This window comes from Pseudomonas sp. GW821-FHT11D10, assembly GCF_058808435.1.
Genome location: NZ_JBXARR010000002.1, coordinates 342915 through 356451 on the forward strand (window position 1 = coordinate 342915; position 13537 = coordinate 356451).

Genomic DNA, 13537 nt, shown 5'->3' on the forward strand with positions numbered 1-13537 from the left:
GCTTCTCAGCCCGCGGCGTTTTTTTATTGGCCTCTGTGGCAGAGATTCAAGCTCTGCGTACAATGCCCGCTGCCCCGCAGGAGACTTTCATGACGCGTCCCGCCCCCGTCCGCAAACCCCGTGCCCGCAGTCAGGCGCGGATCGATTCGATACTCGACGCCGCGCGCACGCTGCTGGCCGCCGAGGGCGTGGCGAGCCTGTCGATCTACAGCGTGGCCGAGCGCGCGCAGATTCCGCCCTCCTCGGTCTACCACTTCTTCGCCAGCGTCCCGGCGCTGCTCGAAGCGCTGACGGCCGATGTACACGCAGCCTTCCGCGCCTGCCTGCAAGCGCCGATTGATCACGATGCCCTGCGCGACTGGCGCGACCTGTCGCGGCTGGTCGAAGAGCGGATGCTGGAAATCTACGGCGAGGATGCCGCCGCCCGCCAGTTGATCCTCGCGCAGCACGGCCTCACCGAAGTCACCCAGGCCGACCGCCAGCACGATCTTGAGCTGGGCGACCTGATGCACAAACTGTTCGACCATCACTTCGAACTGCCGCGACTGCCGGACGATGTGGACGTGTTTGCGCTGGCCATGGAACTGGGCGACCGCGTCTACGCCCGCTCGGTGCAGCAGCACGGGCAGATCACCCCGCGCATGGCCGAGGAAGGGATGCGCGTGTTTGATGCCTACATCGGGCTGTATCTGCCGCCGTATCTGCCCAAACGCAACCTCTGACGCAATCCTTGCGACAGGCACAAAAAACCCCGAAGGGCTCACACCCTTCGGGGTTGTTTTTGTTCCACGCTCTTACAACTTGGCGATGGACACCTCGGTGGATTTCACGAAGGCGATCACTTCGCTGCCGACCTCCAGCTCCAGCTCCTTGACCGAACGGGTGGTGATCACCGACGTGACGATGCCGGAAGCGGTCTGCACGTCGATTTCCGACAGCACGTCGCCGAGAACGATCTCCTTGATCGCGCCTTTGAACTGGTTGCGTACGTTGATGGCTTTGATAGTCATGGCATTGATTCCTGTCGTTTGCTTGAGTTATTGAGCCCAACGCAGTTGCGTAGGCAAGGGTGAAACGGGTTCCGGCGCCGGCGGCTCGCCGGGCAGGGACAACACACGGTTGAGCACTTCGGTTTCCAGCGCGGCCAGGCGATGGGAGCCGCGGACCCGAGGGCGCGGCAGTTCCACTTGCAGGTCGAGGCCGACTTCGCCGTCCTCGATCAGAATCACCCGGTCGGCAATCGCCACCGCTTCGCTGACGTCGTGGGTCACCAGCAACACGGTGAAACCATGCTGTTGCCAGAGACGTTCAATCAGTTGCTGCATCTCGATCCGGGTCAGCGCATCCAGCGCGCCCAGCGGCTCGTCGAGCAGCAACAGACGCGGTTGATGGATCAGCGCCCGGGCCAGCGCCACACGCTGCTTCTGCCCGCCGGACAGCGCCGCCGGCCATTCATTGGCGCGATCGGCCAGACCGACTGCATCCAGCGCCTGCAAGGCTTGCGGGCGCCAGTCGCCCTTGAGGCCGAGACCGACGTTGTCGATGATCTTTTTCCACGGCAGCAGCCGTGCTTCCTGGAACATCAACCGCGTGTCATCCCGCGCATCGCTGAGCGGTGCGGCACCGGCGAGCAAATCGCCTCCGGTAGGTTGATCGAGTCCGGCGAGCAGGCGCAGCAAAGTACTTTTGCCGCATCCGCTGCGCCCGACCACAGCGACGAATTGCCCGGCGGGAATGTGCAGATCGATACCGCGCAGCACTTGCCGCGAGCCGAAGGTCTTTTGCAGGTTGCGCACCGCCAGCGGGATCCCGCGCAGCAGGCGTGGAGGTTGTTGAGCGGTCATGCCGCACCTCCTTTCGCCACTTGATACGCCGGATGCCAGCGCAGCCACACACGCTCAAGGCCACGGGCCGCGAGGTCGGCCAGCTTGCCGAGCACTGCGTAGAGCAGAATTGCCAGCACCACCACGTCGGTCTGCAAGAACTCGCGGGCATTCATCGCCAGATAACCGATGCCCGAGCTGGCAGAGATGGTTTCCGCCACGATCAGCGTCAGCCACATGAAGCCCAGGGCGAAGCGCACGCCGACCAGAATCGAAGGCAGCGCACCCGGCAGAATCACCTGCCAGAACAGGCTGAAACTGGACAGGCCATAACTGCGCGCCATTTCCACCAGCGCCGGATCGACGTTGCGGATGCCGTGATAGGTGTTGAGGTAGATCGGGAACAACGTGCCCAACGCCACCAGGAAAATCTTCGCCGACTCATCGATGCCGAACCACAGGATCACCAGCGGAATCAGCGCCAGGTGCGGCACGTTGCGGATCATCTGCACCGAGCTGTCGAGCAGGCGCTCGCCCCACTTCGACAGGCCGGTGATGAAGCCCAGCACCAGGCCGATGCTGCCACCGATGGTGAAGCCCAGCGCGGCGCGCCAGCCGCTGATTGCCAGGTGCGTCCAGATTTCACCGCTGCGCACCAGGCTAACACCGGCTTCGATCACCGCCACCGGCGCCGGCAGAATCCGTGTCGACAACCAGCCCGCCGACACCGACAACTGCCACACCGCCAGCAGCAACACCGGCAACGCCCAGGGCGCGAGGCTGTGGATAAATTTCTTCATGGCGGCGCCTCAGCTCTGGGACGCGGCTTTGGGAAGAATGTCGTTGGCCACCATCTCGCCGAACGGGCTGACGTAACCGGCGCTTTTCGGCAGTTCCGGGCGCTCGACGTCGAGGTGCGGGAACAGCAGTTCAGCCACCCGATACGATTCTTCGAGGTGTGGATAACCGGAGAAGATGAAGGTATCGATGCCCAGATCCGCGTATTCCTTCACGCGCGCCGCCACGGTCGGGCCGTCGCCGACCAGCGCCGTACCGGCACCGCCGCGCACCAGACCGACGCCGGCCCACAGGTTAGGGCTGACTTCGAGGTTGTCGCGACTGCCACCGTGCAACGCGGCCATGCGTTGCTGGCCGACCGAATCGAACCGCGCCAGCGAAGCCTGGGCGCGTTTGATGGTGTCGTCGTCCAGATGCGAGATCAGGCGATCCGCCGCTTGCCAGGCTTCAGCGTTGGTTTCCCGCACGATCACATGCAGACGAATGCCGAAGCGCACGGTACGGCCGAGCTTGGCGGCTTTGGCACGCACCTGTTCGATCTTCTCGGCAACGGCTGCGGGCGGCTCGCCCCAGGTCAGAACCATTTCCACTTGTTCGGCGGCCAGATCCTGCGCCGCTTCCGACGAACCACCGAAGTACAGCGGCGGACGCGGCTGCTGGATCGGCGGATAGAGCAATTTGGCGCCCTTCACGCTGATGTGCTCGCCGTCGTAATCCACGGTTTCGCCTTCCAGCACGCGGCGCCAGATCCGGGTGAATTCCACCGAGGCCTGATAGCGCGCTTCGTGATCGAGGAACAGGCCGTCGCCGGCCAACTCTTCCGGATCGCCACCGGTCACCAGGTTGAACAGCGCACGACCACCGGACAGGCGATCCAGCGTTGCCGCCTGACGCGCTGCCACCGTCGGGGAAATGATCCCGGGGCGCAGCGCGACAAGGAATTTCAGACGCTGGGTCACTGGGATCAGCGAGGCCGCCACCAGCCACGAGTCCTCGCAGGAACGGCCGGTGGGAATCAGCACGCCGCCGAAACCCAGTCGATCCGCCGCTTGCGCGACCTGTTGCAGATAGCCGTGGTCGACGGCGCGGGCGCCTTCGGCGGTGCCAAGGTAATGGCCGTCGCCGTGGGTAGGCAGGAACCAGAAGATGTTGAGGCTCATGGAGTGGTCTCCTTGGGGATTCGAATTACTGCGCTTTTGCCACAGCGGCCGGTGGGGTCCAGATCACGTCCTTGATGCTCAACGGCTTGGGAATCAGCTTGAGCTGGTAGAAGGTGTCGGCGATTTTCTGTTGTGCGGCGACCACTTCCGGGGTCAGGAACAGCGCGCCGTAGCCCTGGCGTTTCACCGAGGTCAGAGTGATGTCTGCCGGCAGGCCGAGCAGCGGCGACACCTGTTGGGTCACGTCTTCCGGGTTGGCCTTGGACCACTCGCCGACGGCGCGCACTTCTTCCACGAGGGTCTTGATCACCTCGGGATTTTTCTGTGCGTAGGGTTTGGTCGCCAGGTAGAACTGGTGGTTGTCGACGATGCCTTTGCCGTCACGCAGGGTGTGCGCTTGCAATTGCTTCTCGGCGGCGGCCTGGTACGGATCCCAGATGACCCAGGCGTCGACGCTGCCACGTTCGAACGCGGCGCGGGCATCGGCCGGCGGCAGGAATACGGTTTGAATGTCGCTGTACTTGAGGCCGGCGTCTTCCAGCGCACGCACCAGCAGGTAGTGGACGTTGGAGCCTTTGTTCAGGGCAACTTTCTTGCCCTTGAGATCCGCCACCGATTTGATCGGCGAATCTTTCGGCACGAGGATCGCTTCGCTGTTCGGCGCTGGTGGCTCGTAAGCCACGTAGAGCAGATCGGCACCGGCAGCCTGGGCGAAGACCGGCGGAGTTTCGCCGGTGACACCGAAGTCGATCGAACCGACGTTCAGGCCTTCCAGCAGCTGCGGGCCACCGGGGAATTCAGTCCATTGCACGTCGACGCCTTGAGCAGCGAGACGCTTTTCCAGGGTGCCTTTGGCTTTGAGCAGCACCAGCGTGCCGTATTTCTGATAACCGATTCGCAGCACGCCTTCATGGGTAGAAAGCGCTTGAGCTTGGGTGATGGCGCCGAAGGACACAGCCGCAGCAAACAGAGCGACCAGACCACGACGCAAAAATACAGTGCGCATAGCGCTCTCCTTTTTGCTGTTGGGTTTTGGCTGCACCTGCTTGGCCGTTGGCGGCTGAGTAAGGTGAGTACTTCAAGTTTCGATGTGACTGGAAAGCAGGCTCAAATGCTCCAGCGAGCACTCAACAAACGTTCGTTCAACAGCCCCGGCTCCAGCGGCTTCGGCCGGCGGGCCATGGCGCTGACAAACTGGTCCAGCGCTTCATGCAACCGCTGCTCCAGGGCCGGCGCCAACTGCGCCTGGGCACTGCCTTCGCCGTAGGCGATCTGGCTGTCCTCGGCAAAAATCCCTTGCAGCATTTCCTGGGCCTTCAACGCCGAAAGCACAGGCTTGAGGGCGTAATCGACCACCAGCATGTGGGCGATGCTGCCGCCGGTAGCCATCGGCAGAACAATCTTGTGGTTCAGCGCACGCTCGGGCAGCAGATCCAGCACGGTCTTCAGGGCGCCGGAAAACGACGCCTTGTACACCGGCGTGGCGATCAGCAGGCCATCGGCGTTTTCAATCTGTTGCAGCAGGTCGAGCACCTTCGGGCTGTCGAAGCGGGCGTGGAGCAGGTCTTCGGCCGGGAAGTCCCGCACCTGATAACTCACCACTTCCACCCCTTGCTGCTGCAACCAGCGTTGCGAGCGCTCCAGCAACACCCCGGAGCGGGAACGTTGACTGGGACTGCCACCGAGTGAGACGACCAGCATTCAGACGATTCCTTGCGCGTTACAGGCGATTCGCGGGTTGCGATCTCGCTTCGATGTCAGTGACCTTACCAGCTGATTAATATATCCATAAATCATATTTATTCATTTGGTTATTCTTTATGGAGATATGCATTTCACTTTCCTGCGGGCAAAAAAACAGGCCGTGAAAACGGCCTGAAACCCTGCATCGTGGTTTTTGCTGATCGCCCCCACGCAGAGCCTGGGAACGAACCGAGGTAGGTTATTTGTTCGGCTGTGGTGTCAGGCGCAGGTACGGTTTCACCGCGCGGTAGCCCTTCGGAAAGCGTTGTTTGATTTCGTCTTCGTCCTTGAGCGACGGCACGATCACCACTTCTTCACCGTCCTGCCAGTTGGCCGGGGTGGCCACCTTGTAGTTGTCGGTGAGCTGCAGCGAATCGATCACCCGCAGGATCTCGTGGAAGTTGCGCCCGGTGCTCGCCGGGTAGGTGATGGTCAGGCGGATCTTCTTGTTCGGATCGATCACGAACAGCGAACGCACGGTCAGGGTGTCGTTGGCGTTCGGGTGGATCAGATCGTACAGATCGGACACCTTGCGATCGGCATCGGCCAGGATCGGGAAGTTGACGATGGTGTTCTGGGTTTCGTTGATGTCCTCGATCCACTTGTGGTGCGAGTCCACCGGGTCGACCGACAGTGCAATGGCTTTCACGCCACGCTGGGTGAACTCGTCCTTGAGTTTGGCAGTGAAGCCCAGCTCGGTGGTGCAGACCGGTGTGAAGTCCGCCGGGTGGGAAAACAGCACGCCCCAGCTATCGCCCAGCCATTCGTGGAAACGAATCTTGCCGGCGCTGGAATCCTGTTCGAAATCGGGGGCGATATCGCCAAGTCTGAGGCTCATGGTGCGGCTCCTGATGAGTGGTTGGAGACCTCAACTGTAGCTCGGGATTCGATCTTCTGAAAAAGAATAAATAACTAGATATTTATATCCTTATTGAATATTAAACATCTGTTCACTGGACGCCCCGCAGCATCGCGACGAACATCGCCCTCAAGGTTCGAGAAGGCCTTGAGTTGCTGTAAAGAGGGGAACATCGGGAAAGGCTTACGGGGGTGAGCCGGACCCGGCAACGCAAAAGCCCCGTCCGGCGCGATGCCGGACGGGGCTTTTTTACATCAGGCTTTTTACATCAGTGCAGGAGCGCGCTATTACAGCAGCGGGATCGAGTAGCTGACGATCAGGCGGTTTTCGTCCTGCGAACGGGTGTTCGGCAGGTCGGTGCGCCATACAGCGTTTTTCCACATCAGGCCGACGTTCTTGAACGGACCTTCAGGTACGACGTAACCGATGGTCAGGTCGCGTTCCCACTCGGAACGATCCGAAGCGTTTTCGCGGCCGTTGGTGCCAACGGTGTCGATGCTGTCGCCTTTCAGGTAAACCACACCGGCAGTCAGGCCAGGGATACCGACTTTGGCGAAGTCATAGGAGTAGCGAGCTTGCCAGGTTTTCTCGCCGGCACGGCCGAACTTCTGGATCTGCATGTCGGTGATGGTGTAGTTCGACGAACCGTCGCCCTGGTTCAGCCAAGGGAAGTCGGAGCTGCCGTTGGAAACCTGGTAACCGCCACCGAAGGTGTGACCTTCAACGGTGTACAGGAACAGGCCGCTGTACAGGTTGTTGTCGACTTCGCCACGACCGTTGCGCACGCCGGTGTAGTTACCGGTGCTGAAGTACGCAGGATCAGTGCCGTTCTTGCCGTCGTCGGAGCTGTTGAAGTAACGGAAGTCAGACTTCAATACGCCCGGGCCGATGGCCCAGTTGTGTACCAGACCCAGGAAGTGCTGCTTGTAGAAGTCTTCCAGGTTGCCGTAGTAGTACTGGGCAGTCAGGTCTTTGGTGATCTTGTAGTCACCACCGGCGTAGATGAACTTGTTGCTGTCACGGAAGCCAGTACCACGGCTGTTGGCGCCGCTGATGGACAGGTTTTCGTTGTTGCTGGAGTTACGGCCTTTCACGGCTTCGATCTGACCACCGACCAGAGTCAGGTCCTTGATTTCGCCGGAAGTGATCTGACCGCCCTGCCAGGTTTGTGGCAGCAGACGACCGTCGTTGGTCACGATGACCGGGTTCTTCGGCTGCAGGGTACCCAGCTTCAGTTCAGTCTGGGAGATCTTGGCTTTGGCAGTCAGACCCAGGCTGGAGAAGTTGTCTACGGCTTTACCGTTGGACTCGCTCGGGAACACAGTGCCGCCGTAAGCGGTGCCGCTGTTGCCGTTGGTGCCGCCGCCCGAATCCAGACGCACGCCCAGCAGGCCGATGGCGTCGATACCGAAGCCTACGGTGCCTTGGGTGTAGCCGGAGATGAAACGCAGATCGAAGCCTTGGCCCCACTCTTCGTTCTTGTTCGGGCCAGTGCCATCGCGGTTGTCGGTGTTGATATAGAAGTTACGCAGCCCCAGGGTGGCCTTGCTGTCTTCGATGAAACCGGCGGCGCCTGCCTGCTGCGCCAAAACCCCTACGGCCACGGCCACGGCCAGGGCCAAGGTGGACTTGTTCATGTTTCGCTCCTCTCGTTTCTAATTCTTGTGTTCCTGGTCCGGGGTCTGATGCCCCTGGATCCTAAGATGCGCGATTAGCGCCAGACCGTGACTGACAAGTCAATCGTAACCTTGTGTGTCTACGACCAAGGTCTAATCGCAGTTATTTGGTCCCTGCAGGGTAAAGACTTCCTGATAAACCCAAAAAGAATTTATTCATTCTTTTTCATACCATTAAGCTATATGGCCCTGTAATGGCCATCTGCACCGGGATACAGCGTATCGGCGACTAAGCTCATTACTAAATGGTATTTGTTAGCCTTTTTTTAGATCGATTAGCTTTGACGCAACCCCGATTCGTCAATCCCTATCAAAAAGGCGACGCCATGATGGCCAAACGCGCACTATCTAGTCAATTTGTTACAGTTTGTGTGTCGGCGCTGATTTCTTTTTCAGCCCACGCCGCCAACCTCACCGTGGGCTACCAGACCGGTATCGACCCGAGCAAAGTCCCCCAGGCCGACGGCGTCTACGAGAAGACCATCGGCGAGAAGATCGACTGGCGTCGTTTCAACAGTGGCCCGGAAGTTGTGACAGCCATTGCCTCCGGCGATGTGCAGATCGGCAACCTCGGCTCCAGCCCGTTGGCAGCCGCCGCCTCGCGCAATCTGCCAATCGTTGCCTTCATCGTCTCGGCGCAGATCAACGCCGCCGAAGCACTGGTGGTGCGTAACGGCAGCGGTATCAACAAGCCCGAGGACCTGATCGGCAAGACCATCGCCACCCCGTTCGTCTCCACCTCCCACTACAGCCTGCTCGGCGCGCTCAAGCACTGGGGTCTGGACACCTCGAAAGTCAAAGTGGTGAACCTGCAACCCGCAGAAATCGCGGCGGCCTGGAAACGTGGCGACATCGACGGGGCCTTTGTCTGGTCGCCGGCACTGGGTGAAATCCGCAAGACCGGCAAGACCCTGACCGATGCCGCGCAGGTCGGCCAGTGGGGCGCGCCGACCTTCGAAGTCTGGGTAGCACGCAAGGACTTTGCCGAGAAGCATCCTGAAGTCGTGGCCAAGTTTGCCAAGGTAACTCTGGACTCGTTCGCTGATTACGCCGCCCATAAAGACAGCTGGACGGCCGATTCCGTACCTGTACAGAAAATCGCCAAACTGACCGGTGCCAATGCTGCCGATGTCCCGGAATTGCTCGCCGGTTCGGCCTTCCCGGACGCCAAGGCGCAACAGACCACGGCGCTGCTGGATGGCGGCACGGCGAAGGCGATTGGTGAGACGGCGAAATTCTTGAAGGAACAGGGCAAGGTCGAAAGTGTTCTGCCTGACTACTCGCCTTACGTCAGTGCGAAGTTTGTAGCGGAGTAAACAAATTGCCCCCACGCATCCGGTGGGGGCAATCGCATCTCACAGAGACTTTTCGAAGATCTTCGAATTGCGCTGATAGTTATAGAGGGAAGCCCGCGCCGCCGGCAGACGTTCGACGCTGCTCGGCTCGAAACCGCGCTCGCGGAACCAGTGGGCGGTGCGGGTGGTGAGGACAAACAGGGTTTTCAGGCCCTGCGCCCGGGCACGGGTCTCGATGCGCTCGAGCAATTCGTCGCCGCGACCGCCATGGCGATACTCTGGATTCACCGCCAGACACGCCAGCTCGCCGGCATCCGAATCGGCAATCTGATACAGCGCCGCACAGGCGATGATCATCCCTTCACGCTCAACCACGCTGAACTGCTCAATCTCGCGCTCCAGCACTTCGCGCGAGCGGCGCACCAGAATCCCCTGCTCTTCCAGCGGGCTGATCAGGTCGAGCAAACCGCCGACGTCTTCAATCGCCGCCTCGCGCACCAGTTCGAATTGCTCCTGGGCCACCAGCGTACCGCCACCGTCACGGGTGAACAGTTCGGTCAGCAGCGCGCCGTCCTCGGCATAACTGACGATATGGCTGCGCGCCACGCCGCCACGACAGGCTTCGGCGGCGGCATCCAGCAGCTCCGCCTGATAGTTGCTGCCCAGACGCTGCAAATGTGCCGGTACCTGTTGCGGGCGCAGCTCGCGTACCAGTTTGCCGTTTTCGTCGATCAGACCGAGGTCGGCACCGAACAGCAGCAGCTTGTCGGCGCCCAGATCGATGGCGGCACGGGTGGCGACGTCCTCGCAGGCCAGGTTGAAGATTTCACCGGTCGGCGAATAACCCAGCGGCGACAGCAGCACGATGGAGCGCTCGTCGAGCAGGCGGTTGATGCCTTTGCGGTCGACCCGGCGCACTTCGCCGGTGTGGTGATAGTCGACGCCTTCCAGCACGCCGATCGGCCGTGCGGTAACGAGGTTGCCGCTGGCCACCCGCAGGCGCGAGCCCTGCATCGGCGACGAGGCCATGTCCATCGACAGCCGCGCTTCGATGGCGATGCGCAGCTGGCCGACCGCATCGATCACACACTCCAGCGTCGCGGCATCGGTGATGCGCATGCCGTGGTGGTAATGCGGGGTCAGACCGCGAGCGGCAAGACGGGTTTCGATCTGCGGACGGGAACCATGAACCAGCACCAGCCGCACGCCGAGGCTGTGCAGCAGCACGATGTCATGGACGATGTTGCCGAAATTCGGATGCTCCACGCCATCGCCCGGAAGCATGACGACGAAGGTGCAATCGCGGTGAGCATTGATATAAGGAGACGCGTGGCGAAGCCAATTGACGTATTCGGGCATGAACCTGGGCCTGTAATAAATAGCAGCCGGAAAAGGGGCGAAACGGAAAACGCACAGCGGGCTGATGGTTATCGTCGGAACAGGCTTGGCGACACGCGCGCTCTCCTCATGAATACGGGTGGGTGTGTGGGCAATTTATACAGTTTTGAGACAGTAATGTTCGATCAACTGCCGCAGTAGATGCACGGTAGGCTGCAAACGTGACATTTCGAGGTACTCGTCCGGCTGGTGCGCACAGGCGATGTCGCCAGGGCCGAGCACGATGGTTTCGCAGCCAAGGCGCTGAAGATAAGGCGCTTCGGTGCCGAACGCTACCGCTTCGGCCGCGTGGCCGGTGAGTTTTTCGGCAATTCGCACCAGCTCCGCGTCTTCGGCCTGCTCGAACGGCGGCACTTCGGGAAACAGCGGCGCGTAATCGATCTTCACCTGATGGCGTTCGGCGACCGGGTTGAGCCTGCGCAGAATCTCGCTGCGCAAGACCTTGGGGTCCATCCCCGGCAGCGGCCGCAGGTCGAATTCCAGCGAACACTGGCCGCAAATGCGGTTGGGGTTGTCACCACCGTGGATACAGCCGAAGTTCATGGTCGGCTGCGGCACACTGAATTGCGGATTGTTGAATTCACGCTGCCACAGCAGGCGCAGGCCGCGCAGCTCGCCAATGGCGTCGTGCATCGCTTCGAGGGCGCTGTGCCCCAGGCGCGGATCCGACGAATGGCCGCTCTGCCCGAGGATATCGATGCGTTCCATCATGATGCCCTTGTGCATGCGGATCGGCTTGAGCCCGGTCGGCTCGCCGATCACCGCCGCCCGGCCAAGCGGTCGCCCCGCTTCGGCCAGCGCACGGGCACCGGACATCGAGCTTTCTTCATCGCAGGTGGCAAGGATCAGCAGCGGCTGCTTGAACGGCTGGTCGAGCAGCGGTTGCACGGCTTCGATGATCAGGGCGAAAAAGCCCTTCATGTCGCAACTGCCGAGCCCGACCCAGCGGCCGTCGACTTCGGTGAGTTTCAGCGGATCGGTTTTCCACAACGCATCGTCGTAAGGCACCGTGTCGCTGTGCCCGGCCAGCACCAGCCCGCCGGGGCCGCTGCCGAAACTGGCGAGCAGGTTGAATTTGCCGGGGCTGACCTGCTGGATGTCGCAACTGAAACCGAGGTCGCCGAGCCAGCCCGCAAGCAGATCGATCACCGCCCGGTTGGACTGATCGAGCCGCGGCTGGGTGCAACTGACCGACGGCGCGGCGATCAGTGCAGCGAACTGGTCTTGCATGGACGGCAAAGGCATCGCTGACTCCAACTCCCGGATTGAGGTTCATCATAGAACCATCCGGCGCCGAGAATAAACCGCCGCAAAGCGTAGGAAGGTTCAGTCCTGTACACTGCACGGCCTTGGCAGCCACACATTCCCCCGGCTGCGCTCCCGATCCTGGATTTTCCGGCCATGCAGAAAGAAACCGAAATCAAACTCCGCGTCAGCCGCGAAACCCTCGCCGCCCTGCGCGAACACCCTCTCCTGAAAAAACGCAACAAAAGTGGCTGGGAACGCCGTGAGTTGATGAATCAGTACTTCGACACGCCTGAGCGTGATCTGGCCCGTGCCAAGGTTGCCCTGCGCCTGCGCAAGGACGGCGAAGACGTGATTCAGACCCTCAAGACCCGTGGCCAGAGCGTCGCCGGCCTGTCCGAGCGTAACGAGTACGACTGGAACCTGCCCAAAGCCAAGCTCGACGTGAAGAAACTCGACGGCGAATGCTGGCCCGAGTCCCTCGCCGAGCTGGACAAGAAAACCCTGAAGCCGATCTTCACCACCGACTTCGTCCGCGAGCGCGCCGAAATCGCCTGGGGCCGTGGCAAGACCAAAGTGGTCATCGAAGCCGCGCTGGACCTGGGCCACGTGGTGGTCGGCAAACAGAAAGAAGAAATCTGCGAGCTGGAACTGGAACTGCGCGAAGGCGAGCCTGCCGCGCTGCTGGAACTGGCCGCCGAACTGGCCGAAACCCTGGCCCTGATGCCGTGCGACATCAGCAAGGCCGAGCGCGGCTATCGCCTGTATGACGCCAACAGCTACTCGTTGAGCCTGCCAGCGCCGGCCATCACCGCCGAAACTCCGCTGGACGACGCCTTTGCCGCCCTGGCCTGGCACTTGCTCGGCAGCAGCCAGCGTCTGGCCGAACAGTATCGCTTCAACGGCCACTGGCGCCTGTTGCAGGACTGGGTCGAGAACCTCGCGGAAATGCGCGCCCTGCTGAGCAGCCTCGGCCAGGCCGCACCGCGTCCATCGACCCACGACTTGCGCGTGGCGCTGGATGCGCTGCTGGAAGACTGGCGTCCGCTGGTGCAGGTCGGCATCGAAGACGAAGACGTGCGCAAAGCCGCGCCGGAGCAGTTCCTCGAAGAGCTGGAAGACCCGCGCTGGGGCCTGTTCTCGCTGAACGCTTCGCGCTGGTTGCTGGCCCGCACCTGGACGGCTGACCGCAACACCCGTGGCAATCGCCAGGGTGCCGCGCAGTTGCAAAGCTGGCTGCCGCGCCTGCTGGGCGAAGAAGCCACTTCGCTGCAACTGCAGCGCTATCAGCAACAGCCGGAAGATCTGGCCGAGCAACTGCCGCGCATCGAACGCATCCAGGTCTGGCTGCACCACGCGCGCAACGTGCTGGAGATCCCGGAAATGGATCGCCTGTACGGCGAGCTGAACAAACTGGCGCAACTGGCCAACGAGCCGACCATCACCGACGAATTGCTCGATGCGCGCAAGCATCAGGCGATTGCGGTGTACCAGAATCGTGCCTGGAAAATGCTGCTGCGCATGTAATCCCGGCGAAAGA

General features: G+C 61.4%; 13 protein-coding genes. 3 read left to right on the forward strand and 10 right to left on the reverse strand.

The features are described 5' to 3' along the window. Window positions 1-89 precede the first annotated feature (89 nt). Window positions 90-722 carry a TetR/AcrR family transcriptional regulator gene (locus AC1RT4_RS07955; protein WP_230734106.1) on the forward strand — a complete coding sequence of 211 codons (633 nt, stop codon included), beginning with the start codon at window positions 90-92 and terminating at the stop codon, window positions 720-722. 72 nt (window positions 723-794) lie between these two features. On the opposite strand, the gene AC1RT4_RS07960 is transcribed toward AC1RT4_RS07955, so the two are convergent. From AC1RT4_RS07960 to AC1RT4_RS07995, 8 genes are all read right to left on the reverse strand, one after another. Then, window positions 795-1010, reverse strand: coding sequence for a TOBE domain-containing protein (locus tag AC1RT4_RS07960; RefSeq protein ID WP_007953520.1), 216 nt, complete (start codon window positions 1008-1010; stop codon window positions 795-797). Window positions 1011-1037: 27 nt separating this feature from the next. Beyond that, a complete protein-coding gene (ssuB, locus tag AC1RT4_RS07965) occupies window positions 1038-1844 on the reverse strand; it encodes an aliphatic sulfonates ABC transporter ATP-binding protein (RefSeq protein ID WP_262158913.1) in 807 nt (268 codons plus the stop codon). Beyond that, window positions 1841-2623 (reverse strand): aliphatic sulfonate ABC transporter permease SsuC, encoded by a 783-nt coding sequence (gene ssuC / locus AC1RT4_RS07970; RefSeq protein WP_493084837.1) that lies wholly within the window; start codon window positions 2621-2623, stop codon window positions 1841-1843. Before ssuC ends, ssuB begins: the two co-directional genes overlap by 4 nt. A 9-nt stretch (window positions 2624-2632) precedes the next feature. Beyond that, window positions 2633-3781, reverse strand: coding sequence for an FMNH2-dependent alkanesulfonate monooxygenase (gene ssuD / locus AC1RT4_RS07975; protein WP_011336452.1), 1149 nt, complete (start codon window positions 3779-3781; stop codon window positions 2633-2635). Window positions 3782-3806: 25 nt separating this feature from the next. Further along, window positions 3807-4787 carry a sulfonate ABC transporter substrate-binding protein gene (locus AC1RT4_RS07980; protein ID WP_493084839.1) on the reverse strand — a complete coding sequence of 327 codons (981 nt, stop codon included), beginning with the start codon at window positions 4785-4787 and terminating at the stop codon, window positions 3807-3809. A 101-nt stretch (window positions 4788-4888) separates the two neighbouring features. Beyond that, entirely contained in the window at window positions 4889-5482 is a 594-nt protein-coding gene (gene ssuE, locus AC1RT4_RS07985; RefSeq protein ID WP_011336454.1) for an NADPH-dependent FMN reductase, read from the reverse strand. Between the two features lie 241 nt (window positions 5483-5723). Next, window positions 5724-6362 (reverse strand): peroxiredoxin, encoded by a 639-nt coding sequence (locus AC1RT4_RS07990; RefSeq protein WP_007951774.1) that lies wholly within the window; start codon window positions 6360-6362, stop codon window positions 5724-5726. A gap of 308 nt (window positions 6363-6670) precedes the next feature. Further along, the gene (locus AC1RT4_RS07995; protein WP_493084842.1) at window positions 6671-8020 is read right to left on the reverse strand and encodes an OprD family porin; all 1350 of its coding nucleotides are present in this window, start codon (window positions 8018-8020) and stop codon (window positions 6671-6673) included. Window positions 8021-8385: 365 nt separating this feature from the next. Between AC1RT4_RS07995 and tauA the strand changes: the two genes are divergently transcribed. Further along, the gene (gene tauA / locus AC1RT4_RS08000; protein WP_431768086.1) at window positions 8386-9375 is read left to right on the forward strand and encodes a taurine ABC transporter substrate-binding protein; all 990 of its coding nucleotides are present in this window, start codon (window positions 8386-8388) and stop codon (window positions 9373-9375) included. 39 nt (window positions 9376-9414) lie between these two features. On the opposite strand, the gene argA is transcribed toward tauA, so the two are convergent. After that, window positions 9415-10713 (reverse strand): amino-acid N-acetyltransferase, encoded by a 1299-nt coding sequence (gene argA, locus AC1RT4_RS08005; protein ID WP_007951778.1) that lies wholly within the window; start codon window positions 10711-10713, stop codon window positions 9415-9417. Between the two features lie 135 nt (window positions 10714-10848). Continuing rightward, window positions 10849-11997 carry an acetylornithine deacetylase gene (gene argE / locus AC1RT4_RS08010; protein ID WP_493084845.1) on the reverse strand — a complete coding sequence of 383 codons (1149 nt, stop codon included), beginning with the start codon at window positions 11995-11997 and terminating at the stop codon, window positions 10849-10851. 156 nt (window positions 11998-12153) lie between these two features. Here argE and AC1RT4_RS08015 point away from each other — a divergent pair, with 156 nt between their 5' ends. Then, window positions 12154-13524 (forward strand): CYTH domain-containing protein, encoded by a 1371-nt coding sequence (locus tag AC1RT4_RS08015; RefSeq protein WP_236187539.1) that lies wholly within the window; start codon window positions 12154-12156, stop codon window positions 13522-13524. Window positions 13525-13537 lie beyond the last annotated feature (13 nt).

Bases quoted from the DNA above. Each gene is read 5' to 3' on its own strand.
- AC1RT4_RS07960 (WP_007953520.1), bottom strand. From the start codon at position 1,010: ATGACTATCAAAGCCATCAACGTACGCAACCAGTTCAAAGGCGCGATC.
- AC1RT4_RS07955 (WP_230734106.1), top strand. From the start codon at position 90: ATGACGCGTCCCGCCCCCGTCCGCAAACCCCGTGCCCGCAGTCAGGCG.
- ssuB (WP_262158913.1), bottom strand. From the start codon at position 1,844: ATGACCGCTCAACAACCTCCACGCCTGCTGCGCGGGATCCCGCTGGCG.
- AC1RT4_RS07990 (WP_007951774.1), bottom strand. From the start codon at position 6,362: ATGAGCCTCAGACTTGGCGATATCGCCCCCGATTTCGAACAGGATTCC.
- argE (WP_493084845.1), bottom strand. From the start codon at position 11,997: ATGCCTTTGCCGTCCATGCAAGACCAGTTCGCTGCACTGATCGCCGCG.
- tauA (WP_431768086.1), top strand. From the start codon at position 8,386: ATGATGGCCAAACGCGCACTATCTAGTCAATTTGTTACAGTTTGTGTG.
- ssuE (WP_011336454.1), bottom strand. From the start codon at position 5,482: ATGCTGGTCGTCTCACTCGGTGGCAGTCCCAGTCAACGTTCCCGCTCC.
- ssuD (WP_011336452.1), bottom strand. From the start codon at position 3,781: ATGAGCCTCAACATCTTCTGGTTCCTGCCTACCCACGGCGACGGCCAT.
- AC1RT4_RS07980 (WP_493084839.1), bottom strand. From the start codon at position 4,787: ATGCGCACTGTATTTTTGCGTCGTGGTCTGGTCGCTCTGTTTGCTGCG.
- AC1RT4_RS08015 (WP_236187539.1), top strand. From the start codon at position 12,154: ATGCAGAAAGAAACCGAAATCAAACTCCGCGTCAGCCGCGAAACCCTC.
- ssuC (WP_493084837.1), bottom strand. From the start codon at position 2,623: ATGAAGAAATTTATCCACAGCCTCGCGCCCTGGGCGTTGCCGGTGTTG.
- argA (WP_007951778.1), bottom strand. From the start codon at position 10,713: ATGCCCGAATACGTCAATTGGCTTCGCCACGCGTCTCCTTATATCAAT.
- AC1RT4_RS07995 (WP_493084842.1), bottom strand. From the start codon at position 8,020: ATGAACAAGTCCACCTTGGCCCTGGCCGTGGCCGTGGCCGTAGGGGTT.